Raw genomic sequence first — 24,129 nt, forward strand, 5'->3', positions numbered from 1 at the left:
GTCCGCGACTACATCGGCACTGGGAACCGGCGTCAGCTCGCTTCGGACGCCGGCCGGTACCGCCGACTCACGACCTTCCAACGACCGCTGCGGAACAGCCAGTAGTTGATCCCGCCGGGGACGGCGGTCTCGAGCAGCAAGGCGAGGTAGAGGCCCGTAACATCGAGCGCGGTCACCAGCCCCAGCGCGGCCGCCGGCAGGGCGAAGGCGTAGCGGCCGACCAGCGAGGCGACGAACGGCCACCGCGTGTCGCCGGCGCCGAGCAGCGCGCCGGAGGCGGCGCCGTCGATTCCGTAGCCGATCGAACTGACGGCGCCGACCGCGACGAACGCGGCCGCCAGCGCGAGTTCGTCCGCGCCGACGAACAGGTCCGCGATCGGATCCGCGAAGACGACGACCAGCGCGGCGAGCCCGGTGTAACAGACCGCCGAGAGCCGAATGATCCCCCTGCCGTAGGCGCCGGCCGCGTCCTCGTCGTTCGCGCCGAGTCGCTGCCCGACCAGCGAACTCGCGGCCAGCGAGAGCCCCCAGTTGACGCTGTTGATCAGCGCGCGCACCCGCCGGCCGACCTCGAGGGCGGTGACGACTACCGGTCCGAAGGAGCCGGCCACCCACAGCAGCGGGAAGACGACGATCCCCTGGGCGAGCCGGCGGCCGATCTCCGGCGCGGAGATCTCGACGAGCTGGGCCAGCAGCGTCGGCTCGAGCCACGGCCCCGATCGCGTGAGCGGAACCGGGCTGGACTCCATCCCGAGGACGCCGTAGGATCTGCCGACCATCCCCCACGCGAGGACGACCGTCACGAACCCCGTCGAGAGCGTCGTGCCGATCGCCGCCCCGGCGACGCCCGTCCCGAACCCGAAGATGAGCAGACCGCTGAGAACGATGTTGAGGACGGCGCCGCCGGCGCGGGCGACCATCTCCGTGAACGTGTCGCCGACGCCGGTGTAGGTGCGGCTGGCGATGAGGTTGAGCAGCTCGAACAGGACCGCCGGCGCGACGAAGGTCAGGTAGGTCGCGCCGTGGGCGATCGACTCCGGCTCGGCGTCGAACAGCCCGATCAGCGGGTCGGCGAAGCACAGAAACGCGGCCGCGAGCGGGAGCGCGATCCCGACGGCCAACAGGACGCTCTGGGTGACCACCAGCGAGGCGCGGCCGGTCTCCTCGCCGCCGTAGTTCTGCGAGACGAGGCTGACGGTGCCGCCCGCGAGCCCGAGCCCGAGCATCGTGACGATCTCCCAGAAGGCGAGCGCGTACGCCAGCCCCGCGGTGCCGGCCGTTCCGACGGCGACGCCGACCATCGCGAGGTCGGCCGTCTGCTTGGACATGATCGCGAAGCCGGTGACGATCCGCGGCCACGCGAGGTCGACGGTCGGGCGGAACCGCTCGGCGTCGATGATTCCGCAGCGCTCGAGTGCGCTCGCGACGTACTCGAGCGCGGCAGTTTCCCGGCCCGTCATCTACTGGGCGTTACCGGAGGGGAGCCTTCGGTCTGTCGGCTCCTGTTCGCTTCCCTTCTGACGATTCAATCGGTGTGCGGTGGCGCGCACTGAGTGAGTCGTCTCGAGCGACTCGAGAAAACCGCAAAACTACGGGAAAGGACCGACAACTCACCGAAGCCGCGAGAGCACCGCCCGCAGGTGCGACGGCGAGACGAGCGACGTCGGCCGGTCCATGTGGACGCCGATCTCGCCCGAGAGGGCGCCCAGCCCGAGGTGTTGGACCGGCTCCGGCAGCGAGTAGGCCCGGCGGAGCCAGTGGCCGAGTCGCTGTTCCCGCTCCAAGTCCTCGCGCCAGGCGCGTTCGTAGGCCGCGAGCGTCGTCGGCCGATCGGGATCGATCTCGCGGACGGCGTGGTCGGCGCTGGTCATGCTGTAGAGAATGCCGCCGCCGGTAAACGGCTTGGTCTGGGCGGCCGCGTCGCCGATCAGGAACGCCCGGCGGGACGTGACGCGATCGGGCGGCCCGATCGGAATCGCGCCCGAGCAGCGGTGGGAGACGTCGATCTCGTAGCCGTCGATCAACTCCTCGAAGTGCTTGGTGACCTGGACGCCCGGCGGCGCGGCCAGTCCGTACTCGACGCCGGCGTCGCCCCGCGGGATGCGCCACGCGAAGAACGTCGGCGCGGTGAGGTGGACGTCGACGAAGTCCTGGTGGTCCTCCTCGTCTGAGAACGCGAGGACGCCGTGGAGCAACTCCTCGGGCTCGGGCAGCCCGAGTTCGTCCCGAACGCGGGAGCGCGGGCCGTCGCAGCCGGCGACCATCTTCGCCTCGAACTCGACGGCGCCGTCGGGACCGCTGGCGACGACTTCGACGCGGTCGCGGTGCTCCGTGACGTCGGTCACGGTGTGTTCCTCGCGAACGTCCGCGCCCGCCTCGCGAGCGAGGTCGGCGAGGTGGCGGTCCAGTCCGACGCGGTCGATGACGTTCGAGGCGACCTCGCGCTTGTAGAAGGGGTAGGCGTCGCTTCGCGGCCCGCCGACGTGAAACCGCGCGCCGTAGATCTCGTTCTGGAACAGCTCCTCGCGGGCGCCTTCGCCCGCGAACTCCCAGATATCCGTGCTCACGTGGCCGGAACAGGCCAGCGGTTTCCCGATCCGCCCCTTCTCGAGGGCGAGCACGTCGTACCCCTCCTCGGCGGCCCGGCGGGCGAACCGCGCGCCCGGCGGACCGACGCCGACGACGACGAAATCGTACATGTCCGGCACGTTCACGCCGGGCAGTAAATAGTTTCTCGAGATTCTCTCGACGGCCAACGATCGACGGCGGTGACCGTTCGCTACCGGGTCACTTTCAAATAGGAGCTCGGAATCGTGGCTACTATGAGCGGATTGTTGACATCCGACGATACTACGCTGATCGACCTGAGCATCGGCCTCGAGGACGGCCCGCCGAGCGAACCGATGCCGCCGTCGATCGACGCGTTCGACCACGGGGCCGGCGCTCAACGGCTCGCCGAGAACCTCCGGGAGCTGGGCCACGACGTCGACGCCGCGGACTTCCCCGAGGAAATGGGGCTCGCGTGGGAGGACCTCGAGGTCGTTCCGCACGCCGGTACCCACCTCGACGCGCCGTGGCACTACGGCCCGGAAGTCGACGGCGAACCGGCGAAGACGATCGAGGAGATCCCGCTGGAGTGGTGTCGGGGGAACGCCGTCGTCCTCGACTTCCGCGAAAAGGACGCGGGCGAAGAGATCGGCGTCACCGACCTCGAGGCGGCCCTCGACGACCTGCACCACGACCTCTCGCCGGGCGAGATCGTCCTGATCCAGACCGGCGCCGACGAGCTGTGGGGCACGCCCGAGTACCTCACGCAGTTCCCCGGGATGAGCGCCGCGGGGACGACGTTCCTCGTCGAGCAGGGGGTGAAGGTGATCGGGACCGACGCCTACGGCTTCGACAAGCCGTTCGCCGAGATGGGGCGTCGGTACGTCGACTCCGGCGACGAGGGAGAGCTGTGGCCGGCCCACTTCGCCGGTCGCGAGGTCGAGTACTGCCAGATCGAGAAGATGGCGAACCTCGACGCGCTCCCGCGCGAGACGGATATCCCGATCGTCGCGTTCCCGATCAAGATCGAGAACGGCAGCGCGGGCTGGGTGCGGCCCGTCGCCTTCGTCGAGGCGGACGCGGACGGCGAACGCGAGGCCGACGGCGACGCCACCGAGAGCGGAGGTGAGACGGCGTGAAACTCGCCACCTTCGAGGTCGAGACCCCCGTCGGTCCCGTCGAGCGCATCGGGGCCGTCGCCGAAGCGACCGAGGACGAGGACGCGCCTGCGGGAACGGCGACGCTGGTCGACCTCACCGCCGCCTACGGCGCCGCCCTCGAGGCCGAGGGCGAACCCGCGCCCGCCGACCTCGCGCGCGCCCAGGTCCCGCCGGAGATGATCGCCTTCCTCGAGCGCGGCGATCGGGCGATCGAAGACGCCCGCGAGGCCCTCGAGTACGCGGCCGAGACCGACGCCGAGCGCGGCCCCGGCGGCGCGAAACTCCGGTACGAGCCCGACGAGTACGATCTGCTCGCGCCGCTTCCCCGCCCGAACTCGCTGCGGGACTTCATGGCCATCGAGGAGCACGTGCGGAACAGCATGGACGGCGAGATCCCCGACGTCTGGTACGAGCTGCCGGTCTACTACAAGGGCAACGCCGACAGCGTGGTCGCGCCCGGCGAGACGATCCGGTGGCCCGACTACTCGTCGATCATGGACTACGAACTCGAGATCGCGGCCGTGATCGGAACGCGCGGTCGGGACATCGACGCCGAACACGCGGCGGAGCACATCGCCGGCTACACCGTCTTCAACGACTTCAGCGCCCGCGACATCCAGGGCGAGGAGATGGAGGGGCGACTGGGTCCGGCGAAGGGGAAGGACTTCGCGAACGGTCTCGGTCCCTACATCGTGCCCGCGGACGATATCGACGTCCTCGAGGCGCCGATGACCGCCCGCGTCGACGGCGAGGTCTGGTCCGAGGGGACCGTCGACGAGATGTACCACTCCTTCGCGGACATCATCGAACACGTCTCGCAGTCCGAGACGCTGCATCCGGGCGACGTTATCGGCAGCGGCACCGTCGGCGAGGGCTGCGGGCTCGAACTGGGGACGTTCCTCGAGGATGGGGACACGGTCGAACTCGAGATCGAGGGAATCGGAACGCTCACGCACACGGTCGTCGAGTGATCGGTGGCGACTATCGACCGACGGTTCGTTCCGCGCGTCGTGGTCTCGCCGACCGAAAACGGAACGCGGAACGATCCGTCCCGGTTCGAGTCAGTTTCGGCTCGTTTCGATCGGGACGAACAGTTCGTCGCCCAGCACCGTCCGTTCGACCGAGAGCGCGCCGGGACCGCTCAGGACGAGGGCGATCGATACCAGCACCAGGACCATCGTGTACTCGATGCCGCCGTCCGACGCGGCGAATCCGTCCGGGAGGTGAACGAGCGTCATCGCGGCGAACGTGATCGCCGCGGACACCGCCGCCGCGTACCGCGTGAACAACCCGAGGAGTAACAGCACTCCACAGCCCACTTCGCCGAGCGCTACCAGCCACGCGACGACCGTCGACACCGGAACGCCGAGCGACGCGAGCATTCCGGCGAAGTTGCCGATTCCGACCGCCTTCGGGCCGGCGGCGAATACCTTTCCGATACCGGAGACGAGAAGGACGATACCGAGTGCGAGTCGGAGGACGACCGGGTTCCACTGTGCGCCGATGGATCGTGCTTTCTGACGGCTCATACACTGTGCAGGCCCCACGACTCGGCGTAATAATTTTACGGACGAAACTATGACGAAAGATGTTGTTTATCTCGGCCGACGATCGGCGACTGCGCGCTCCTCGAGGCTATCGGACGCTCACGCGTCGGTACCCGACTCGAGAATCTCCCAGAAGCGATCGACGTCGCCCTCGAACCGACCGAGCAGTTCGCGGACGTCCGCCCGGTGCTCGTCGGTGATCTTCACGTGGACCATCCCCTCGTCGGGCTGGCCGTAGACGACGCTCGCGCCCTCGGGGGCGGCGACGATCGCCGGCAGGGCGACCAGATCCTCCTCGCCCTCGACGAGGATGGTCGTCGGTTCGTCGCGGACCAGCCCCTCGAGGAGGGCCTCGACGACCGCCTGCGAGATCTCCGCGGGCGGGTTGACGACCTCGACGGTCGTCCCCTCGGTGACGGTCTCGCGGATCTCCTCGTCGACGGCCGACCGCTTGGTCCGCTCGTCGACGAGCGCGACGTCCGGCGGGCGACCCGCTCGCAGGAAGTGGTAGGTGACGACGTCGCCGACGGCGATCAGCGGCCCGTCGACGTCCTCGAGGAGCCGGTCGGCGTCGGTCTCGATCGGTCCCATCGGCTCCTTGAGTTCGTGGCGGAGTTCATCGGGCAGGACCAGTAACTGCTCGTCGATGTCGGGCGTCGACGCCGCGTCTTCGTTCCCATCCGCGTTCGCGTTCGTGTCCGCGCCCGCCTCGGCGGGAGAATCGTCGCGGGTCACGACGCCGTCAGCGGACCTTCAGCGCGTACGCGCCGGGTTCGGTGACCTGCATCTCGGTGGCGATCTGGCTCTCCTCGGGGTGGGCGATGACGACGTAGCCCGCCCAGTCCTCGGTCAGCGACGAGGAGTTACAGCTCTCGCAGGTGTCGTTGTCGGGTTCGTTGACCCGGTGACACTCGCGACAGACGAGACGATCCGATGCCATGGTTACTCACCCTCGGCCGTCGTGGCTTCGCGTTTCTCGTGTTCCTCCTCGAGCCAGCCGTGTTTGCCCAGGCCGGGCTGTTTGGCCGTGAGGCCGATCTTCGAGTCTCGCGGGTTGCGCTCGTCGATGCTCTTGGTGACGATCCGGGCGCGGACGGCGTCCTCGACGCCGAGCGCGCGGTCGGACTCGTTCGAGGAGAGCCGCTGGTTCTCGCCGTCGAAGGCGAGGTACTCGTCGCTGATCTGCGAGACGTGCAGCAGGCCGTCGACCGGGCCGATGCCGACGAAGGCGCCGAACTCGACGACTTCGACGACGGTGCCGTCGACGACTTCCTGCATCTGCGGATCGAAGGTGACCGCGTCGAACTCGGCCTCGTAGTAGACGCCAGGGCGGTTCGGGAGGACCGTCCCCTCGCCGATGTCGTGAACCTCGGTGACCGAGACGACGCTACCGACCTCCTCGTCCATGCGCCCCTCGAGTTTGTCCTGTAGCAGTCGCTTCACGAGGTCCGGCGAGACGTCGCCGAGCTCCTCCGGCGGTACTTCTACCGTGTCTTTCAGTCTGACCCGTTTGTACATTCTATGGTTGAGTGATCGCTAACTTGTTTCTCCCGCGTAATGCAATTACCGGTACACTCGCCTCGAGCACCCGGTCGCGCAGCGGGCGATCGTTCGTGACGACGTAGTCGACGACGTCCTCGCGGGCGAGTTCGACCAGCGCGTCGTCGGCGTACGACGCCTCCGTGTCGACGACGAGACAGCGCTCGGTCGCCAGATCGTGGCCGACGTTCGCGGCCGTTCCCTCCTCGCCGCCTTTCTCCGAGAGGCGACGGAGTTCCTCGAGGACGGCTTGCGGAGCCGTCGCCTCGTAGTCGTCGAGCAACCGCTCGAGTTCGTCGAACAGCCGAACGTCGAGTTCGACGGGCATCATGAGCGCGCTCGTGTCGAGGGCGACCTGCGTCGGCGTAGCCATTCGTTGTCGGATGTCTCGTCGTCGGTCGTGTTATTCTGTGAGCGTTCCGAGCCCGATCAGCCGCCAGCGCGCGCCGATGCGGCGGTTGATCGCGATCTTCGCGCCCGGTTCGGCGGCGACGGGCCGCTTGAGGTTGACCTCGCACTCGCCCTCGCGGGCGCTGGTGACGGCGCCGACGGTCGTCGCCGTGCCGACGGTCATCATCAGGGGTTCGCCCGTGCTGATCTCGTCGACCGTCTCGCCGCTCTCGGCGCCGACGACGCGCTCGAGCAGGTCGACCTCCATCGTGAAGGACTGCCAGGTCGGCGGGAGCGATCCCGTCGGTCCGGCGAGTCGACCGGCCAGTGCGTCGCCTTTCGTCAGCGAGGGGTCGAGACCGGTCCCGACGCCGAGCAGGCCGCCCGGCGTGACGGTGTCTACGGTTTCCCCGCCGGCCTGTAACGATCGAACCGTCGTCTCGATCGGCACGTACTCGGTCTGGCCGCCCTCCTCGACCTCGCGGCCGGGGCGGATCTCGATCTCGTCGCCGACCTCGAGCTGGCCCTGCACGAGGCTGCCTCCGAGGACGCCGCCGGCGAGATCCTTCGCGCTCGTCCCCGGCTTGTTGATGTCGAAACTCCGGGCGACGTGCATCCGCGGATCGGCGTCTGGATCCCGGTCCGGCGTGGGAATCTCCTCCTCGATGGCCTGGATCAGCAGGTCGAGGTTGACCTCCTGGCCGGCTGACACCGGAACGACGGGCGCGCCTTCGGCGACGGTGCCCTCGACGAACTCCTGGATCTCCTCGTAGTTCTGGCGGGCCTGGTCGCTGCTGACGAGGTCGACCTTGTTCTGGGCGATGACGATGTTATCGATGCCGATGATGTCGAGCGCCATCAGGTGCTCCTCTGTCTGGGGCTGCGGGACGGGTTCGTTGGCGCTGACCACCAACACGGCGCCGTCCATCAGCGAGGCGCCAGACAGCATCGTCGCCATGAGGGTCTCGTGACCCGGGGCGTCGACGAACGACACGGTCCGGAGCGGCTCGCTCGGCGAGCCGTCCGCACACTCCTCCTCGACGGTGTAACATTCGGGTTCCTCGAGTCCGTCACAGTAGCGGAACGTCGCGTCCGCGTACCCCAGTCGGATGGAGATACCGCGTTTCATCTCCTCGCTGTGCTGGTCCGTCCACGACCCACTGAGTGCTTGCACCAGTGTCGTCTTGCCGTGGTCGACGTGACCGACGAGCCCGATGTTCACCTCCGGTTGTCCATTTCCTTCCATAAGACGATGAGTAATCTTGGCTGTAGCTTCCCCCGTGCGCTTGATAAAGGTTGCGAGCTATCCGCGCCGAGAGCCGGCCGACGGCGCGTCGTGTCGGCTATTCGTACACCGATATCCGAACGTTCGGATACGCGTCGTGACTGGCGGGCGAAGCGAGCGACGAACGGCCCGCACGAGCCCCGGGGCAGCGGCCCGGTTTCGAATCGCTCGCGCGGCGCCGTTACCGGCGGACTCGGTGCCGTCAGCGAACGTCCTCGAGATCGACGACCGCCGATAAATCGGCCGACAGCCAGTGGGTGAGCCGCTCCTCCTCGGAACACTCCCGGGGCGTGATCGTGCACCGATCGGGTCGGTTTCGGTAGCGAACGACGAGACACTCGAGCTGTTTCCGGCGATCCGATTCGCCCTCGGCCTCGGCCTGGGCGCTGGCCAGTCGCTGTTTGATCGTGCGATCGTCGTAGCCGTTTGCGGATTCGCTCATGACTTGTTGGCCTCGCGGATGGTCCGTACCTAGTGGACCTTCGGAAACGCACATAGCTGCTGCTAATTGGGGTATTGAGACCTCGGTATCCGCTCGAGGTGATCCGTACGACCGGCTTCGACGGACCGAACGCCGGCGCCGTCGATCCGAATCGCTTCGGCGCGGTCGCTCTTTCGTTTGTCGCTCCGCGTGTTCGATGCCGGCGACAGCTGAGACGGTCGAGACTGCCGTCTCGAGGGCGGTTCGGCCGGACGAAAACGACAGGGTGGGGGTGGGGGTGGGGGTGGGGGTGGGGGTGAGGATGCGCGCAACGGATGCTCCGGACGGCTCGCCGGCCGCGCTCTCAGCGGACCGGTTGGGCCGGCCGGCGCTCGAGTAACGCTTCGGCGATGGCCTGTTTCCGGTGGCTGGTCAGTACGTGAGTGTAGACGTCCGTCTCCGCGTCCGGAGTGAACGCACAGATGGGACAGGTGTCGATCCGTTCGGGCATCACGTGAGACGACACCGGGACGATAGAAGACGGTTTCTAGGAGCGGTACGGACCGGTTTTGCGACCGCTGTAGCGCTACTGCGTGGCCGCCGTCTCCACGCGGATATCGCGAGACGATCGCGAAACTGGACTCGAGGACGGTAGTTCGAAGAAAATCGGTTTGCCGACCGTTCGCAAACGATCGACGCCCGCGTGTCGCGGTCGGTTAGCGTTCGAAGCGGTTCCGGAGGATGATCGCGGTCGCGTTCATCCCGATCAGCACGAACAGGAGCGTGACGACCCCCGCGGCGAGGACGCCGTACCGGAACTCGCCGATCGCCGAATGCGACCAGACGTAGATCTGCAGCGGCATGGCGCTCGCCTGGTCCCAGATTCCGTTCGGGGGGGAGTAGGTGAGGTGAGGAACGCCGATGATGATCAGCGGCGCCGTTTCGCCGATCGCGCGGCCGAGTGCGAGGATCGTCCCCGTCAGAATGCCCGGGAACGCTTCGGGGAGGACGACGTTTTTGGTCGTCTGCCACCGAGTCGCACCCATCGCGTATGAGCCGTTGCGGAGATCGTCCGGAACGGACCGGATCGCCTCTTGGGCCGAGATAATCGTGATCGGCAGGATCAGCAGCGACAGCGTGAGCACCGCGGTGACGATTGCCCCCATGCCGAGCCCGAGCAGATTGATGAACAGCCCGAGCCCGAGCAGTCCGTAGACGACCGACGGAACGGCGGCCAGATTGGCGATGTTAATCTGGATCACGCGAGTGATCGTGCCGGTGATCCCGCTGTCGCTGGCGTACTCCTCGAGGAACACCGCGGAGCCGACGCCGAGCACGAACGAGACCAGCGCCACGAAGGCGATGATCATGACCGAGCCCACGATCGGCGGGTAGAACCCTGCTTTCCGCGGCGTCGACGAGGCGCTTCCCGTCACGAACGACGGGTCGAGCCACGAGTTCGGACCCGGGAATCCCATCGTCCTAACGAGGACGGTACCGAGGACCGCGCCGGCGACGATCAGCACCGGCAGGAGCAGTCCGATTCGCTCCCGCTCGGCGGTGACCATCCGTCGGCCGAACGCGACCGTCGGGATGCCGGTCGTCAGCAGGACCAGCAGTACGTTTTTCGACTCCATACCGACTTGCCCGGCCGCGAAACTCCCGCCGACGGCCAACAGGAACGCGACGCCGCCGAGGACGAGGCCGGTCCGGGTATCCTCGTCGCGGGCGACGACCGCGGCGACGGCTCCGGAGGCCGGAATCGCCAGCGTCCAGACGAAGATCAACCACGTGGTCGGATACACGTCGAACAGTCCGCGCACGTAGAACGCGGCGCCGAGACCGGCCGCACCGATCGGATAGGCCAGCAGCGCCGCCAGATCCGATTCGCGGTACCGACTGTACGCCAACGCGGCGGCTGCCGGAATCAGCCCGAAAGTGTACGTCAACAGCCAGAGGTACTGGTCGAAGACGACGAACAGGAGGATCATCGCGATTCCGAGGGCCGTCCCCCCGAGGAGCCGGCCGACGAACCCGAAGCCGACCCGGCCGAGGGGTCGTTGGCTGCCGACGTAGGTGCTGTAGCACGTAACCGGTATCACGACGACGAACAGATAGACGAGGTGCCAGCCGAGACGCGGGATCGGTCGCACGAGCAGTTCGAACCCGTTGATGATGAGCGGCGTGGCGATCAGTCCGCCGCCGAGCGCGAGCGCCACGCGTCGCGTCACCTCGCGGTCGTTCGCGCTGTAGAGACAGAAGCCGACGTACGGGACGACCAGCGTAGCGACGTAGGTCAGCAGCCACTCGGGGCTGGCGTTGTTGAGTTCGAACGCGTCGACGGTGACGTAGATCAACAACACCGCCAGCGCGAGGATGCCGACGACGGACGCACCGAACGAGAGGTATTCGAAGACGAGTCCCTTGAGCCGACTCACCTGGCCGAATCCGGTCGTCTGTTGATCGTGTTCGACAGCCATCTCAGTATTCCTCCCGGTATCGTTGCGCGATCCAATCGCTGATCACGTTCAGTACGAGCGTGACGACGAACAACAGCAGTCCGAGCGCGAACATCGCGTCGTAGGGCAGCGTTCCCCCAGTGAGGTCCCCGCCGGCGATATTGACCATCGCGACGGTGATCGTCATTCCGGACTCGAGGAGCACGTCCCCAGGGTGGATGTAGGGGATCCCGCCGAGACCGGTGTAGACCTCGGGGAAGGTGGCCTGTGACCCCATCGCGACGACGACGATCATGGTCTCCCCGATCGCCCGCGAGATCGCGAGGATATACGAGGAGGCGATCCCAGATACCGCCGCCGGGAGAACGACCTTCGTCGAGACCTCGTATTTGGTGGCTCCGAGGCCGTAGCCGGCCTGCCGGAGCTCGTCCGGGACCGCACTCATGGCGTCTTCGCTGATCGACGAGACCATCGGAATGATCATGATCCCGATCATCAGCGACGCCGAGAGCGCGTTGAACGTCTGCAGCGACGGGAACAGCGTCGCCTTCAACACCGGCGTGATGTACACGAGTGCGAAGTAGCCGTAGACGACCGTGGGGATCCCGGCGAGGATCTCCAGCATCGGCTTGAGAACCGATCGAACGCGCGTACTCGCGTACTCGCTCAGGTAAATCGCCGTCAGCGTCCCGATCGGCAGCGCGACCAGCGCGGCCATGAGGGTCACGGTAATCGTTCCGATCACCAGCGGAAGGATCCCGAAGATGTAGCCGTCGCCTCTCGGGTTCGGACTCCACGTGGTCCCGGTCAGGAAGTCGGCGATCGCGTACTCCGAGAAGAACGCGGTCGCGTCCGAAAGCAGCGTCACGAAGATCGCGATCGTCGTGAGGACGGTGATCACCGCACAGACGACGAAAAAACTCCCGTAGGAGCGCTCCTTGAGGGCCTCGATACCCCGGGACCGCTGGAGATCCGGCGTTGCCGATGCGTCACTCACGGCTGATCACCGCGCAGTGGCGATCCGCTCGGACGGTGGTCGACTCCGCAATCACGTCGGTAAAAAGGAACAACCGAGGGAGACGCTGCCGTTCCCCACCGAATCGAGTTGCCTGGCTTCCGACAATACACCGAGTCATCGTGATCGGTTACTCGTCTTCCTCGCCGATTACTTCCACGAGCGTGTCCATCTGTTCGGACTGCTGGTCCTCGGTGAGGGGCACGTAGCCGACGTCATCGGCGACGAGGCTCTCGTTGGTCGTCTGTTCGACGAAGAAGCGCGCGAAGTCGGCGACGTGATCCTCGTCCTCGAGGGACCCGACCGAGGGGTAGGTGTACAGCGAGCGCGACAGCGGCTGGTACTCGCCGGAGGCCGCGGTATCCAGGCTCGGTTCGACGGGGCCGTCGCCGTCGTCGATCGCTACGGCCGTCACCTGATCGGGGTTCTGATAGTAGTACGAGAAGCCGAAGTAACCGATGGCGTACTGGTCGCCCTGGACGCCAGTGACGATGTTGTCGTCGTTTTCGGTCGCCTGGTAGTCGTCCGTGTGGCCCCGATCCTCGCCCATGACGTTCTCCATGAAGTAGTCGTAGGTCCCGCTGGTGTCGTCGGCGCCGTGGCGACCGATCTCCTCGTCGGGCCAGTCGGAGTTGACGTCGCTCCAGGTCTCGGCGGCGTCGGCCTCCCAGATCTGGGCCAGCTCCTCGACGGTCATCTCGGTCGCCCAGTCGTTCTCGTTGTTGATGACGACCGTCAGCGCGTCCGTCGCGGCGACCAGTTCGATCCACTCGACGTCGTTTTCTTCGCACTTCGACTTCTCCTCGTCCTTCATCGCCCGACTCGCGTTGTTGAAATCGGTCTCTCCGACACAGAAGTGCTCCTCGAAACCGCCGCCGGAACCGGTCGATTTGATGTTGAATCCGACGCTGTCGTCCTCTTCGTCCTTGTACTTCTCGCTGACCGCTTGCATCAGCGGGTAGACGGTACTCGAGCCCGCGATGTCGATCTCCTTGTCTTCGTCGCTCGTCTCTTCAGTACACCCAGCGATCGCAACGGCGCCGACGGCGCCGGCGGCACCGATGAATTTCCGTCGTGAAACGCGTTGCGTCGAACGGCCGGACTTGTCGTCTGCCATCACCAGAACGGTTCCACAGATTATAGAAAAGCGATGCTATGACTGATATATATTCGTACGTACCTGTATATCCCGGTACAGGCCGATCGGTACGCGAATCGACCAACCGGTGAAAATTGGCCCAAGAGGACCTGTTAGGGATAATACCGGAACTACTGGTTGTGTTTCGAGACAGTGTCTGAAGGGGAACAGATCGATCGCTCGAGGGCGGAACGGCGATTCTATATACCCGAATTGGAGCGCTCCGACTCGCCTCGAGAATCAGTCCCGTTCGAGGATGTGGCGGTCTATTCGGCCTCGAGTTCGTCGAACAGCGCCGTTACCCGCCGTTCGACCTCGTCGCGGATCTCGCGGACCCGGTCGGGCCCCTTCCCGCCGGGATCCTCGAGCGCCCAGTCGCGGACGTCGACGTCCTCGCCGACCGTCCCGACGTCCAGCGTCGAACAGCCCATCGTCGCGACGTAGTCGCAGGATCGCAGCTCGGCCGCCGTGATCTCCCGCGGCGCGCGATCGGAGAGGTCGAAGCCGGCGTCGGCCATCGCCTCGAGGACGCCGTCGTGGACCGCGTCGGCGGGATCGGTCCCGCCGGTCAGAATCTCGACGCGGTCCTCGAGGCCGCGGGCCTCGCGTTCGCGCTCGGCGAAGGCGGTGGCCATCTGGGAGCGGCCGGCGTTGCGGACGCACATGAGGGCGATACGGGTCGTGTCGGTGGAATCGGTGGTGGATGTCATCGGTCTCGGTATCGGTTAGTCGTCGGTGGGCGTCTCTCGAGTCGATACGGTCGGTTCGCCGGCGCCGCGGCCGCCCCAGTCCAGTTTCCGCTGGAAGTACAGCGCGACGTGGACCAGCGCGAGTAACACGGGGACCTCGATGAGCGGGCCGACGACGGTCGCGAAGGCGACGCCGGAGCCGACGCCGAACACCGCCACGGCGACGGCGATCGCGAGTTCGAAGTTGTTCGAGGCCGCGGTGAAGCCGATGGCCGTCGTCGTCGAGTAGTCGGCGCCGACGCCTCGACCCATGCCGAAGCTCACGAGGAACATGACGACGAAGTAGATCGTCAGCGGGACGGCGATCAGCAGCACGTCCGCGGGCGCGGCGACGATGTTCTCGCCCTGTGTGGCGAACATCACGACGACGGTAAACAGCAGGGCGACTAGCGTGAGCGGATCGATCGTCGGGACGAACTCCTCGTCGTACCACTCCTCGCTCTTCGCTCGCGTGCCGACGTATCGGGTGAGGATTCCCCCGGCGAAGGGGATGCCGAGGAAGACGACGATCGCCCAGAACACCTGTTCGGGCGTCACGTTGAACGTCGTGATTTCGGCGGCGAGCGACTCCATGCCGAGTACCGGCGGCAGGAACAGGGCGAAAAACCAGACGTAGACGCCGTAGGTGACGATCTGGAAGAGACTGTTGAAGGCGACCAACCCGGTCACGTACTCGGTCGATCCCTCCGCCAGTTCGTTCCAGACGAGCACCATCGCGATACACCGGGCCATCCCGATGAACACGAGTCCCAGAAAGTACTCGGGTCGCGCGGGCAGGCCGGGAACGAGGCCGCTGAAGAAGAACACCGCGAGCCCGAACATCAGCGTCGGGCCGATCAGCCAGTTCTGGACGAGGCTCAACCCGAGCACGCGCCAGTTGCGAAACACCGTCGGGAGCCGCCCGTAGTCCGCCTTCGCCAGCGGCGGGTACATCATGGCGACGAGCCCGATCTCCACGAGGTGGAGTTCCTGGATCGGCTCGGTCACCGACGGCGCCGCGTAGCCGAGGCCGACGCCGACGGCCATCGCGGCGAAGATCCAGACGGTCAGGTACTTGTCGAGGAAGTCCATCGACTGCGGATCGCCGCAGCCCTCGCAGTCGCAGTCCGGGCCGTGTTCGCGAGTCGCGTTACTCATCGCTGACGCTCCCCTCGAGGACCGTCACGAGCGCGACGGCGCGGTTGGTCGCCCGGTACTTCTTCCAGCGGCCGTCCTTCCGGGCGTCGACCAGCCCCGCGTCGACGAGGTTCGAGAGGGCGTGGCTGAGCCCGCTCTCGCTGACGTCGACGACCGCGTTGAGCTCGCAGACGCACAGCTCCTCGCCGGCCGCCACGAGGACGCGAACGAGCGCGTAGCGCGTCTCGTTGGCCAGCGCCGAGAGCACGTCCAGTTCAGTTTCGACTCGAGCCGTCCCGATCGTCTCCTCGAGCGCGTCGAGCTCCGCGAGGCGACACTCGAGGTCCTCGCTTCGGCACTCGCCGAGCTCGTCCTCGAGGTATCGCTGTAGTCGGTCCGTCGCTTGTGCCATCGGGAATGAGTTGAGAAGCCATTCAATTAACTATTCCGGGTGATATCATTGGAGCCGAATAGTGGGCCGATATACCAGTTATCGACCGCCACCAGAATCCTTCCAGTTGAGCTATTACTAAACCATTCCATGGGAACAGACCGAGCCGACGACCCGCGTCCCGTTCGAACGACTCCCGCTCGAGCGAGCGAGAGCGGCCGACGGCAACGCGACGGAACGGCGTTTACCGGCGCGTTCGGAAACAAAACGGGGAGCTCGGACCTCCTCTTCGTCGAGGGACGGCTCCCGGAATCCGACGGCCGGCTCCGGTTCGACGAGCCGCCGTCCCGACAGCTCGAGCGCCGTCTGGCGACCCTCGAGTCGGAACCGGAGCGGCGCGGCCGTGACCGTCGACGCCGCGGTCGCGATCGAGTAGCCGACGTCGGAGACGCGACTCAGTAGATCAGTTGGTCGTCGTTTTCGACCATGTACAGCGTCCGCGCGGCGATGTTGACCGCGTGGTCGCCGACCCGCTCTAGGTCCCGGATCGTCAGCAACATCCGGGAGACCTCGTCGGAGAGCGCGTCGGGCGTGAGTCCGATCTCCGCTTCGAGTTCGGTCTCGAGGAGGTCCCGGACGACGAACTCGCTGGCGCTCTCGCAGCGGCGGTCGATCTCGTCGTCCTCGGTCGCGACGTCGCGGGCGCCGGCCGCGTCGTCGGCGGCGTAGGCCGCCATCGCCGCCTCGACCATCTCGACGACCCGCTCGCCGATGTAGCCGATGTCGACGTCGGCGTAGCGCCGCCGTTCGGCCCGCCGGGCGTACTCGGCGAGGTTGACGGCGAGGTCGGCGATCCGTTCGAGGTCGGTGATGATCTTGAACGAGGCGGCGACGACGCGCAGGTCGGTGGCGACCGGCTGCTGGAGCGCGACCAACTCGATACACGCCTGCTCGATCTCGAGGTAGCGTTCGTTGATCGCGTGATCGCCCGTGATCACGGCGGTCGCGAGGTTCTCGTCCTGGGTCTCGAGGGCCGCAAGCGCCTGCTCGAGGCGCTCGCAGACGCGGTCGCTCATCTCGAGGACGTCCTCGCGCAGCCGCCGGAGTTGCCGCTGGTACTCGTCCCGGGGCATCGCCGGTCAGCCGAACTTGCCGGTGATGTAGTCCTCGACGCGGTCGTGCTCGGGGTTCTCGAAGATCTTCTCGGTGTCGTCGAACTCGACGAGTTCTCCGCCGGTGAGGAAGACCGCCGTCTTATCGGAGATGCGGGCGGCCTGCTGCATGTTGTGGGTGACGACGACGACGGTGTACTCCTCGGATAACTCCTCGATCAGCTCCTCGATCTTCGCGGTGGCGATCGGATCCAGCGCCGACGCGGGCTCGTCCATCAGGAGGACCTCCGGATCGGGGGCGATCGCTCGAGCGATACAGAGTCGCTGCTGTTGACCGCCCGAGAGATCCAGTCCGCTCGAGTCGAGTTGACCCTCGACTTCCTCGAGGAGGGCCGCCCGCTCGAGGGCCCGCTCGACCTTCGCGTCGACGTTCTCGTCTTTCCCCTGGACCTTCAGCCCGAAGGCAACGTTGTCCCGAATGCTCTTCGGAAACGGGTTGGGTTTCTGGAAGACCATCCCGATCTTCCGGCGTAAGGCGACGGGGTCGACGTCGTCGTCGTAGACGTTCTTCCCGTTGAAGTACAGATCCCCGTCGACGCGGGCGATGTCGATGAGGTCGTTCATGCGGTTGATCGAGCGTAGGAACGTCGACTTCCCACAGCCCGACGGCCCGATGAGCGCGGTTACCTCCCCCTCGGGAATCTCCATGTCGATGCTCTGGAGCGCCTGATCGTCGCCGTAGTAGACGTCGAGATCCCGCGCCTCGAGCGCGATCGATTCCGGCTCGGTTCCGGCTCGCGTCTCGGTCGTCGACTCCGGTTCCGCGACCGTCTCGTCGGGAGCGTGCAGTGACCCGGTCGGTGCGTCCAATCCCATTTGGGTCCGCTACCGGTGGGGTAACTAAATACTCCGCTATGTTCTCTATATAGAGATATATTTGTGTACTGTTATTGGGGTACGAGTATGTTTTGGTGTAGACAAAATATACGGGAATATAGCGATACTGGGCCCAAATACGCGACTATAGGTTTTCTCAATAGACTCGGGTAGATTTATGTTGTATCCATAGAAAGCGCCACATATGGAGACCCGAAAGGTCCAGGTGACCGGCGGATCGACGTACACGGTGTCGCTTCCGAAGACGTGGGCTACCGACAACGATATCAGTAGCGGCGCGACGGTCGAGATCTACTCGGAGGACGATACGCTGCTCGTCACCCCCCAGCGCGAGGCCGACCACCAGGAGGGGACGCTCGACGTCTCCACCCTCGAGGACGAACAGCTCGTCCGGGCCGTCCTGACGATGTACGTCAGCGGCTTCGACGTCATCCGCCTCGAATCGGGCCGCATCACGACCGACCAGCGACGGGCGATCCGCAGCGCCGTGCAGGGACTGGTCGGCGTCGAGGTCGTCGAGGAGGGAACGGAGAGCGTCGTCATTCAGGACCTACTCGACTCCTCGGAGCTGTCGATCGTCAACGCGGTGACGCGCATGCGCCTGATCGCGACCTCGATGCTCGAGGACGCCGTCACGGCGCTGGTCGAGAACGACGACGACATCGCCCAGGACGTCATCGAGCGCGACGACGACGTCGACCGCCTCTTCCTCGTCGTCTCGCGGATCTTCCGCGCGACGCTGCGTTCCCCGCGGGCCGCGGAGGGACTCGGCGTCTCCCGCGAGGACTGCTTCGACTTCCACTCGAGCGCCCGCCAGCTCGAGCGGGTCGCCGACCACGCCGTCAAGATCAGCCAGATCGCGAAGAAGCTCGACGAGATCCCCGAGCGCGTCGCCGAGGCGCTGCTGGAGGTTCACGCCGACGTCGCGACTATCCTCGAGAAATCGATGGACGCCCTGTTCGCCGAGGACAGCGACGAAGCGACCGACCTCGGTCACGACGCCCTCGCGTCGGTCCGGGAGATCGACGAACACACCCGCCGCATCGACGACATGCTCCGTGAACTCGAGCCGGTGCAGGCCCAGTCGCTGGGGCTGATCGTCGACTCGCTGTCCCGGAGCGCCGACTACGGCGGCAACATCGCCGAGACGGCCCTCCAGAAGGCCGCGCCGCGGCCGTAGCGCCCGCCGACTCCCCCGCGAGTTCCGTTTTGCTCTCCGCTTTCCGTGACGGGTCCGTCTCCGTCGTATCCCGGCAGCGCGCGGCGCACTCAGAGCGCGAGCAAGCTCGGCGGAACGAAGACGCTCACGACGACCGCGGTCTCGACGTCGCGAGCGTACCGATCGGGCGGCCGTCCCGCGCCCCCGACGCGCTTTTCTCGAGCGCGTCCCTTTCCACGCGTACCCGTGTCCGCGTCCGTCTCGGAGTTCGCGTTCGAACTCGAACTGTGCGCCCGTCTCGAGGGGCGCCGCGAGGAAATCGTCGCCCGCCAGCTCGGCGCGAGCGTCGCCGACCCCGGCGGGCGGATCCTCGACGTCGTCCGCGTCGAGCCCGGCCCCGAGCTCGACGAGCGCGCCGCGATCACGAGCGAGGCGATCCCCGACGCGGCGATCGCGGCCGACGTCGGCACCGGCCGGGCTCGCTACTGGAAGGACGCCTTCGACTGCCACCCCGACCGCGCACAGCGGGCGATGGAGCGCGCCTGCGAGGTCGGCTTCTTCGAACGCGAACTCCGGAACGGGCGCGACTACGTCCGGCAGACCGCCCGGTATCCCGACTGGTACGGCCGCATCGTCGGCATCGAGAACAAACCCGATCTCGAGCGGCCGGGCGACCTCGAGGCGCAGTTGCGGACCGACGTCAGCCTCGCGCTGGTCGACGAGATCGTGCTGGCGACCGAGAGTTACGTTACGCGCGCGCACCTGCACAGGATCCCGGACGAGGTCGGCGTCTGGCGGGTCCACCGCGACGCCGACGCGTCGTCGCTCGAGATCGAGGTCGTCCGTGAACCGACGCGACTTCCCGTCGATCGGCCGGGAATCGAGCCGCTCGAGTCTCACCCCGGCCGGACCGAGATCGACGTCGTCGACGCCGACGCGAAGGCGCGAGCGCGCCGGCGCCTCGCCGAACGCGCCTACGGCAAGGGCTGGCGGACCTACGGCTTCCCCGACTGCGGGGCCTGCCGGTCCGACGACTCGAGCGGCGCGACGCTGCCCGACTGCGCCTGGAAGGGGCGCGTCGTCGACGCGCGGTCGGAGTGCGGGCCGTCCTGTGAGGGGTACGATCCCCGGCCGTCGGACGCCGACGTCGACCTCGAGGCCGAGCGCGACCGCCGAACGCCCTGGGTGGCCCGGCCGGAGGGGACGCAGCGCCGGCAGTCCGGACTCGATCAGTTCGGCTAAATCGGACCGTTCGGCGAGAGACCCGCTGCGATCCGTCGTTCTACTCTCCGCAGTGTCTAGCTTAAGCTGTTGGATGTGCTATGTTTGAACATGGCGAGGAAGACACTCGTTCCGGTCGACGGCTCACCGCAGGCCGACGCGGCGCTTCGATACGCGCTGGAAGAGTTTCCGGAGGCGGAGATCACTGTCCTCCACGTGATCCGGCTCCCGAAGGGCTACTGGTCGGTTCTGGCCGAATCGGAAACGGAGTTCCCCGGACACGAGCGAGCGGAGGAGCACGCTCGCACGCTCCTGGAAGCGGCCGAGAACACCGCATCCTCCTTCGACCATTCCGTCGATACGACGATCGAAAGAGGCGATCCGTCGCGGGAAATCGTCGACTACGCCGTCGCGAACGGCGTCGACCAGATCGTCATGGGCAGTCACGGACGGCAAGGCGCCAGTCGGCTCCTGTTCGGAAGCGTCGCGGAATCGGTCGTTCGACGCGCTCCGATGACCGTCGTCGTCGTCCACGAGGCTAGCTGACCGTCCTGCCCCGAGAACTAACTCGAGTGAGGGCCCGCGGGCGGGGGCCGCTACGGCCGCGTTTCCGGCCGCTCATTCGTCGTCGCTCTCGCCGCTCTTGACGACCCGGAACCCACCGGTGAACTCCTCGCCGTCGGCGTCGCGGCTGCCGTAGCGATACGCGCCCGGGACGGTGAAGAGCCGGTCGAACTCGTCGCCGTCGGACCGCTCCTCGACCGTCTCTTCGTCGACCTCCTGGTCCCAGATACACCGCTCGGGGATGTCGATCGGGTAGGGTTCCGTACTCGAGCCCGCCCACTCCCAGACGAGGAGCGTCTCCGGATCGATCTCGAACGCCGCGGGCTCGAAGCCCCCTCCCTCGGGATCGACGGTGATCGTCACCTCCCCTTGGCCGGTGTGGTCCTCGAGATCGGCCTCTTCGAGGGCCGCCGACGCGCTGCGCTCCGTCGTCTCGTTCGACTCGTCGGCTCCGTCCGAGCCGTCGTCGGATTCGGCGGAAGCGTTGGCGCCGTCCGAACTGTCGGGATCGTCGGCGTCGCTCCCGTCCTCGCCGAGACAGCCCGCAATCGCGGCGACTGCCGCGGTCGTTCCGACCACGCGCCGTCTGGTCCACTCCATAGGAACCGATGCGACCTCGAGACCCTTGAGGGTCGGGCCGGCAACGGTCCGGCGGCGACGGGGAACGGTCGACGAGCTCTCGAAATCGCCCGATTCGGCTCCGTTGCCGTCAACAATCGGTGTCGGCGGCGGGGAGCGTGAACGTAAAGGTCGCTCCCGCGTCCGGTTCGGACTCGACCCAGATGCGCCCGTCGTGGCGGTCGACGATCCGTTGACAGAGCGCCAGTCCGATCCCGGTGCCCTCGTACTCCTCGTGGCTGTGCAGGCGCTGAAACACGTCGAAGATCCGCTCCTGATCGGCCGGTTCGATCCCGATCCCGTCGTCCTCGACGGCCACCCGCCACTCCGTCCCGTCGCGTTCCGCCCTGATGTGGATCCGCGGCGGCTCGTCGCCGCTGAACTCGATCGCGTTCGACAGCAGGTTCTGGAACACTTGTCGGAGCTGGTCGGGATCGCCGGAGACGCGGGGGAGCGTTTCGGCCGTGATCCGGGCGTCGCGCTCGTCGATCTTCACCTGGAGGTCCGCGAGCGCCTCCTCGAGGACGGCGTCCAGATCCGTCGGCTCCAGCGGGTTCCCCTCGCTGTCGACCCGGGAGTACTCGAGGAGGGCGTCGATCATGCTGCGCATGCGGTCGGCGCCGCCGATGGCGAACTCGAGGAACTCGTCGGCGTCGCCGTCGAGATCGTCGCCGTATCGGGCCTCGATCAGCTTGAGGTAACTCGAGACCATCCGCAGGGGCTCCTGTAAGTCGTGGCTGGCGGCGTAGGCGAACTGCTCGAGCGATCTGTTGGACTCCTCGAGGCGCGTGATGTAGCGGCGCAGCTCCATCGACTGGTTTCGCCGAACGAGGAGGGTGTTGATCCGCCGGAAGAGGGGATCCGGATCGATCGGCGCGTCGACGACGTCGTCGACGAGCAGCGGCGAGTCGCGGGTCTCCGGGTCCGGTAGCGAGATCCGAACCGTGCTGTCCCGGCGGCGAACGAGGACCACCGGACAGAAGACGGGATCGGTCGCTTCGACGCGTTCGCGGAGCGCGGCGTGGTACTCGGGGAACGTGCGGTCGTCGACGAGATAGAGGTCCGCGTCGCTAACCGACCGGTCCGTGATGACCTCGTACTGGTCGCCGAGGAGTTCTCGGACCGCGGCGCGGTTCCCCCGTTCTCCGATGAGCAACTGGATGGTGCTCTCACTCGATTTCATGTGTGGTGAGTTACTAGAGGGTCGCTTACGAACGCTCGAGGCGGCTGATATCGGACGGATCGTCGGTTCGAGGCGTTCCCTGCAGGATGCCGTAGAGCCCGGTCAGGGGATCGCCGACGCGGATCCCGTCTTCGGCGATCTCGAACTCGCGCAGGGTGTGTTCGAACCTGCCGGTGCGCTTTTTCAGGACGCCGACGACCTTCCGGAGGCTGCCGTCCATCTCGACGTAACTCAGGAACGCGATGTTGTCGGCGACGTAACTCAGGTTGCTGTCCGTCGCGCTCGAGATGCCCGTGATCTCGGTGATCTCGTTGGTGATCAACACCGTCACGCCGCGGCTCTTCAGGTACCGCGTGAGTCCGTGGAGTTCCCGGATCAACTCCGTCTCGTCGCCGCGAATCGAGACCGTGTAGCCGCCGATCCCGTCGATCATCACGATATCCGTCTCCTGGCGGTCGATCTGCCGTTTGACCATGTGTGCGAACTCCTCGCTCGAGAGCGCGCGCGGTTCGATTTCGGTCGTCGACAGCGTCCCTTCCTCGCGGAGCCTCGAGACGGGAATGCCGATGGACTCCGAGCGGTGTTCGTACGTTTGGACGTCCTCCTCGAAGAGATAGATCGCCGACTTGAGTCCGTTTTCAGCCGCTTTCGCCAGGAACTGCGTCCCGGTGGACGTCTTTCCGGCGCCCGTCGGCCCGCTGATGAACGTCACGGTCCGTTGATCGAAGCCGCGACCGATCAGCTCGTCGAGCCCGTCGATGCCGGACCGGAGCAGGTTCGATTCGAACGGCCGGTCGGTTCGCTCGGGCACGAGTTGCGGATAGACCTCGATCCCGTCGCCGCGGATCTCCATGCCGTGATCGCCCTCTCGCTGGCCGAGCGCGCGGTGTTTCGAGACCTGTATCCGGCGACCGCCCGCACCCCGATCCAGTTCGATGATCCCGTCGCTGAGCGATCGGATCTCCGTGTCGTACTCCTGCTCCGGCGACGGCGTCGCGGTGGTGATGACGGTCACTTCCCCCTGCTTGAGAAACCGCATGAACGAGAGGATCCGCTTGCGAAACTGGTGGTCGTTCGCCTCGACGTAGCGCAACTGCGTGATCGGATCGATGACGACGCGGTCCGGATCGATCTCGCGGATCGCGTCGTGGATATCCTGCGTGTACCGCTCCCGCTCGATATCGCTCGGGTCGACCAGATCGTACGAGTAATCCTCAGTGAAGAACTCGGAGTCCGGCCCCAGATCGAGAAACGCCGCGTCCGAGATATCGACGCCGACCGCCTCGCCGTTCGCGAGAATCTCCTCGCGCGACTCCTCGCCGTGAATGAACAGCACCGTCTCGTCGTTCCGTAGTCCTTCCTCGAGGAAGTGCATCCCGAGCAGGGTCTTTCCCGTTCCGGGCTTTCCCTGCACGAGATACATCCGACCGGTGACGAGGCCGCCACAAAGGAGTTCGTCGAGACCGTCGACCCCGCTCCGTATCGATGTAACGCGAGAATCCATACACCCGCTCACGAGAGTGGTCGTAATGAATGGATTCCTTCGCGAATCGAATGACAGCGGCCGTACCGGTATTTTAGCGTGAATTACCACCGGTATTATATCCGGACGGCGGTC

27 protein-coding genes are annotated in these 24,129 nt (G+C 66.4%); 6 read left to right on the forward strand and 21 right to left on the reverse strand.

Going from position 1 to position 24,129, the window contains the following annotated elements:
• Nucleotides 1–32: 32 nt before the first annotated feature.
• Nucleotides 33–1,460 carry an MATE family efflux transporter gene (locus HTZ84_RS19245; protein ID WP_174682144.1) on the reverse strand — a complete coding sequence of 476 codons (1,428 nt, stop codon included), beginning with the start codon at nt 1,458–1,460 and terminating at the stop codon, nt 33–35.
• 150 nt (nt 1,461–1,610) lie between these two features.
• Nucleotides 1,611–2,699, reverse strand: a complete 1,089-nt coding sequence (locus HTZ84_RS19250; RefSeq protein ID WP_174682145.1) for a geranylgeranyl reductase family protein — start codon at nt 2,697–2,699, stop codon at nt 1,611–1,613.
• A 123-nt stretch (nt 2,700–2,822) separates the two neighbouring features.
• On the opposite strand from HTZ84_RS19250, the gene HTZ84_RS19255 reads away from it, so the two are divergent.
• Together HTZ84_RS19255 and HTZ84_RS23135 are read left to right on the forward strand one after the other, a co-directional pair.
• Nucleotides 2,823–3,686, forward strand: coding sequence for a cyclase family protein (locus HTZ84_RS19255; RefSeq protein WP_174682146.1), 864 nt, complete (start codon nt 2,823–2,825; stop codon nt 3,684–3,686).
• A complete protein-coding gene (locus HTZ84_RS23135; RefSeq protein ID WP_174682147.1) occupies nt 3,683–4,678 on the forward strand; it encodes a fumarylacetoacetate hydrolase family protein in 996 nt (331 codons plus the stop codon). The genes HTZ84_RS19255 and HTZ84_RS23135 overlap by 4 nt, the downstream gene beginning before the upstream one ends.
• A gap of 90 nt (nt 4,679–4,768) precedes the next feature.
• Here HTZ84_RS23135 and HTZ84_RS19265 read toward each other — a convergent pair whose 3' ends face one another.
• The 14 genes from HTZ84_RS19265 to HTZ84_RS19330 form a co-directional block, all read right to left on the reverse strand.
• Nucleotides 4,769–5,236, reverse strand: a complete 468-nt coding sequence (locus HTZ84_RS19265; protein WP_174682148.1) for a DoxX family protein — start codon at nt 5,234–5,236, stop codon at nt 4,769–4,771.
• Nucleotides 5,237–5,353: 117 nt separating this feature from the next.
• Nucleotides 5,354–5,989 carry a GTP-dependent dephospho-CoA kinase family protein gene (locus HTZ84_RS19270; RefSeq protein ID WP_174682149.1) on the reverse strand — a complete coding sequence of 212 codons (636 nt, stop codon included), beginning with the start codon at nt 5,987–5,989 and terminating at the stop codon, nt 5,354–5,356.
• A 7-nt stretch (nt 5,990–5,996) separates the two neighbouring features.
• On the reverse strand, nt 5,997–6,194 hold the full coding sequence (gene spt4, locus HTZ84_RS19275; protein ID WP_008893648.1) for a transcription elongation factor subunit Spt4: 198 nt from the start codon (nt 6,192–6,194) through the stop codon (nt 5,997–5,999).
• A gap of 2 nt (nt 6,195–6,196) precedes the next feature.
• A complete protein-coding gene (locus tag HTZ84_RS19280) occupies nt 6,197–6,772 on the reverse strand; it encodes a DNA-directed RNA polymerase (RefSeq protein WP_008893649.1) in 576 nt (191 codons plus the stop codon).
• Between the two features lies 1 nt (nt 6,773).
• The gene (locus HTZ84_RS19285) at nt 6,774–7,166 is read right to left on the reverse strand and encodes a PIN domain-containing protein (protein ID WP_008893650.1); all 393 of its coding nucleotides are present in this window, start codon (nt 7,164–7,166) and stop codon (nt 6,774–6,776) included.
• A gap of 30 nt (nt 7,167–7,196) precedes the next feature.
• Nucleotides 7,197–8,429, reverse strand: a complete 1,233-nt coding sequence (locus tag HTZ84_RS19290) for a translation initiation factor IF-2 subunit gamma (protein WP_008893651.1) — start codon at nt 8,427–8,429, stop codon at nt 7,197–7,199.
• Between the two features lie 241 nt (nt 8,430–8,670).
• Entirely contained in the window at nt 8,671–8,910 is a 240-nt protein-coding gene (locus tag HTZ84_RS19295) for a DUF7511 domain-containing protein (RefSeq protein WP_174682150.1), read from the reverse strand.
• A 343-nt stretch (nt 8,911–9,253) separates the two neighbouring features.
• Nucleotides 9,254–9,400, reverse strand: a complete 147-nt coding sequence (locus HTZ84_RS19300) for a hypothetical protein (protein ID WP_012944568.1) — start codon at nt 9,398–9,400, stop codon at nt 9,254–9,256.
• A 205-nt stretch (nt 9,401–9,605) separates the two neighbouring features.
• On the reverse strand, nt 9,606–11,369 hold the full coding sequence (gene pstA / locus HTZ84_RS19305) for a phosphate ABC transporter permease PstA (protein ID WP_174682151.1): 1,764 nt from the start codon (nt 11,367–11,369) through the stop codon (nt 9,606–9,608).
• Nucleotide 11,370: 1 nt separating this feature from the next.
• Nucleotides 11,371–12,345: a phosphate ABC transporter permease subunit PstC gene (pstC, locus tag HTZ84_RS19310; protein WP_174682152.1), complete on the reverse strand. Its 975-nt coding sequence runs from the start codon at nt 12,343–12,345 to the stop codon at nt 11,371–11,373.
• A gap of 148 nt (nt 12,346–12,493) precedes the next feature.
• Nucleotides 12,494–13,480 (reverse strand): PstS family phosphate ABC transporter substrate-binding protein, encoded by a 987-nt coding sequence (locus HTZ84_RS19315; RefSeq protein ID WP_174682153.1) that lies wholly within the window; start codon nt 13,478–13,480, stop codon nt 12,494–12,496.
• 287 nt (nt 13,481–13,767) lie between these two features.
• Complete coding sequence (locus tag HTZ84_RS19320; protein ID WP_174682154.1) at nt 13,768–14,211, reverse strand: low molecular weight phosphatase family protein; 444 nt, start codon at nt 14,209–14,211, stop codon at nt 13,768–13,770.
• A gap of 15 nt (nt 14,212–14,226) precedes the next feature.
• Complete coding sequence (arsB, locus tag HTZ84_RS19325) at nt 14,227–15,387, reverse strand: ACR3 family arsenite efflux transporter (protein WP_174682155.1); 1,161 nt, start codon at nt 15,385–15,387, stop codon at nt 14,227–14,229.
• Nucleotides 15,380–15,778, reverse strand: a complete 399-nt coding sequence (locus tag HTZ84_RS19330) for an ArsR/SmtB family transcription factor (RefSeq protein WP_174682156.1) — start codon at nt 15,776–15,778, stop codon at nt 15,380–15,382. The genes arsB and HTZ84_RS19330 overlap by 8 nt, the downstream gene beginning before the upstream one ends.
• A gap of 129 nt (nt 15,779–15,907) precedes the next feature.
• On the opposite strand from HTZ84_RS19330, the gene HTZ84_RS19335 reads away from it, so the two are divergent.
• Nucleotides 15,908–16,219 (forward strand): hypothetical protein, encoded by a 312-nt coding sequence (locus tag HTZ84_RS19335; RefSeq protein WP_174682157.1) that lies wholly within the window; start codon nt 15,908–15,910, stop codon nt 16,217–16,219.
• On the opposite strand, the gene phoU is transcribed toward HTZ84_RS19335, so the two are convergent.
• The gene (phoU, locus tag HTZ84_RS19340; protein WP_174682158.1) at nt 16,213–16,890 is read right to left on the reverse strand and encodes a phosphate signaling complex protein PhoU; all 678 of its coding nucleotides are present in this window, start codon (nt 16,888–16,890) and stop codon (nt 16,213–16,215) included. The genes HTZ84_RS19335 and phoU overlap by 7 nt on opposite strands.
• A 6-nt stretch (nt 16,891–16,896) precedes the next feature.
• Nucleotides 16,897–17,745 carry a phosphate ABC transporter ATP-binding protein PstB gene (gene pstB, locus HTZ84_RS19345; protein ID WP_174682159.1) on the reverse strand — a complete coding sequence of 283 codons (849 nt, stop codon included), beginning with the start codon at nt 17,743–17,745 and terminating at the stop codon, nt 16,897–16,899.
• Between the two features lie 205 nt (nt 17,746–17,950).
• On the opposite strand from pstB, the gene HTZ84_RS19350 reads away from it, so the two are divergent.
• From HTZ84_RS19350 to HTZ84_RS19360, 3 genes are all read left to right on the forward strand, one after another.
• Nucleotides 17,951–18,946, forward strand: a complete 996-nt coding sequence (locus HTZ84_RS19350; RefSeq protein ID WP_174682160.1) for a phosphate signaling complex PhoU family protein — start codon at nt 17,951–17,953, stop codon at nt 18,944–18,946.
• Between the two features lie 225 nt (nt 18,947–19,171).
• A complete protein-coding gene (locus HTZ84_RS19355) occupies nt 19,172–20,167 on the forward strand; it encodes a DUF5787 family protein (RefSeq protein WP_174682161.1) in 996 nt (331 codons plus the stop codon).
• 90 nt (nt 20,168–20,257) lie between these two features.
• Entirely contained in the window at nt 20,258–20,692 is a 435-nt protein-coding gene (locus tag HTZ84_RS19360) for a universal stress protein (protein WP_174682162.1), read from the forward strand.
• Between the two features lie 72 nt (nt 20,693–20,764).
• Here the strand turns inward: HTZ84_RS19360 and HTZ84_RS19365 are convergent, their stop codons facing one another.
• The 3 genes from HTZ84_RS19365 to HTZ84_RS19375 all read right to left on the reverse strand — a co-directional run bounded on the left by HTZ84_RS19365 (nt 20,765) and on the right by HTZ84_RS19375 (nt 24,015).
• Nucleotides 20,765–21,310 carry a cupredoxin domain-containing protein gene (locus HTZ84_RS19365; protein ID WP_174682163.1) on the reverse strand — a complete coding sequence of 182 codons (546 nt, stop codon included), beginning with the start codon at nt 21,308–21,310 and terminating at the stop codon, nt 20,765–20,767.
• 109 nt (nt 21,311–21,419) lie between these two features.
• On the reverse strand, nt 21,420–22,511 hold the full coding sequence (locus HTZ84_RS19370) for a sensor histidine kinase (RefSeq protein WP_174682164.1): 1,092 nt from the start codon (nt 22,509–22,511) through the stop codon (nt 21,420–21,422).
• Nucleotides 22,512–22,536: 25 nt separating this feature from the next.
• Nucleotides 22,537–24,015, reverse strand: a complete 1,479-nt coding sequence (locus tag HTZ84_RS19375) for an ATPase domain-containing protein (protein ID WP_174682165.1) — start codon at nt 24,013–24,015, stop codon at nt 22,537–22,539.
• Nucleotides 24,016–24,129: the final 114 nt, after the last annotated feature.

Source organism: Haloterrigena gelatinilytica (genome assembly GCF_013342145.1).
GTDB lineage: Archaea > Halobacteriota > Halobacteria > Halobacteriales > Natrialbaceae > Haloterrigena > Haloterrigena gelatinilytica.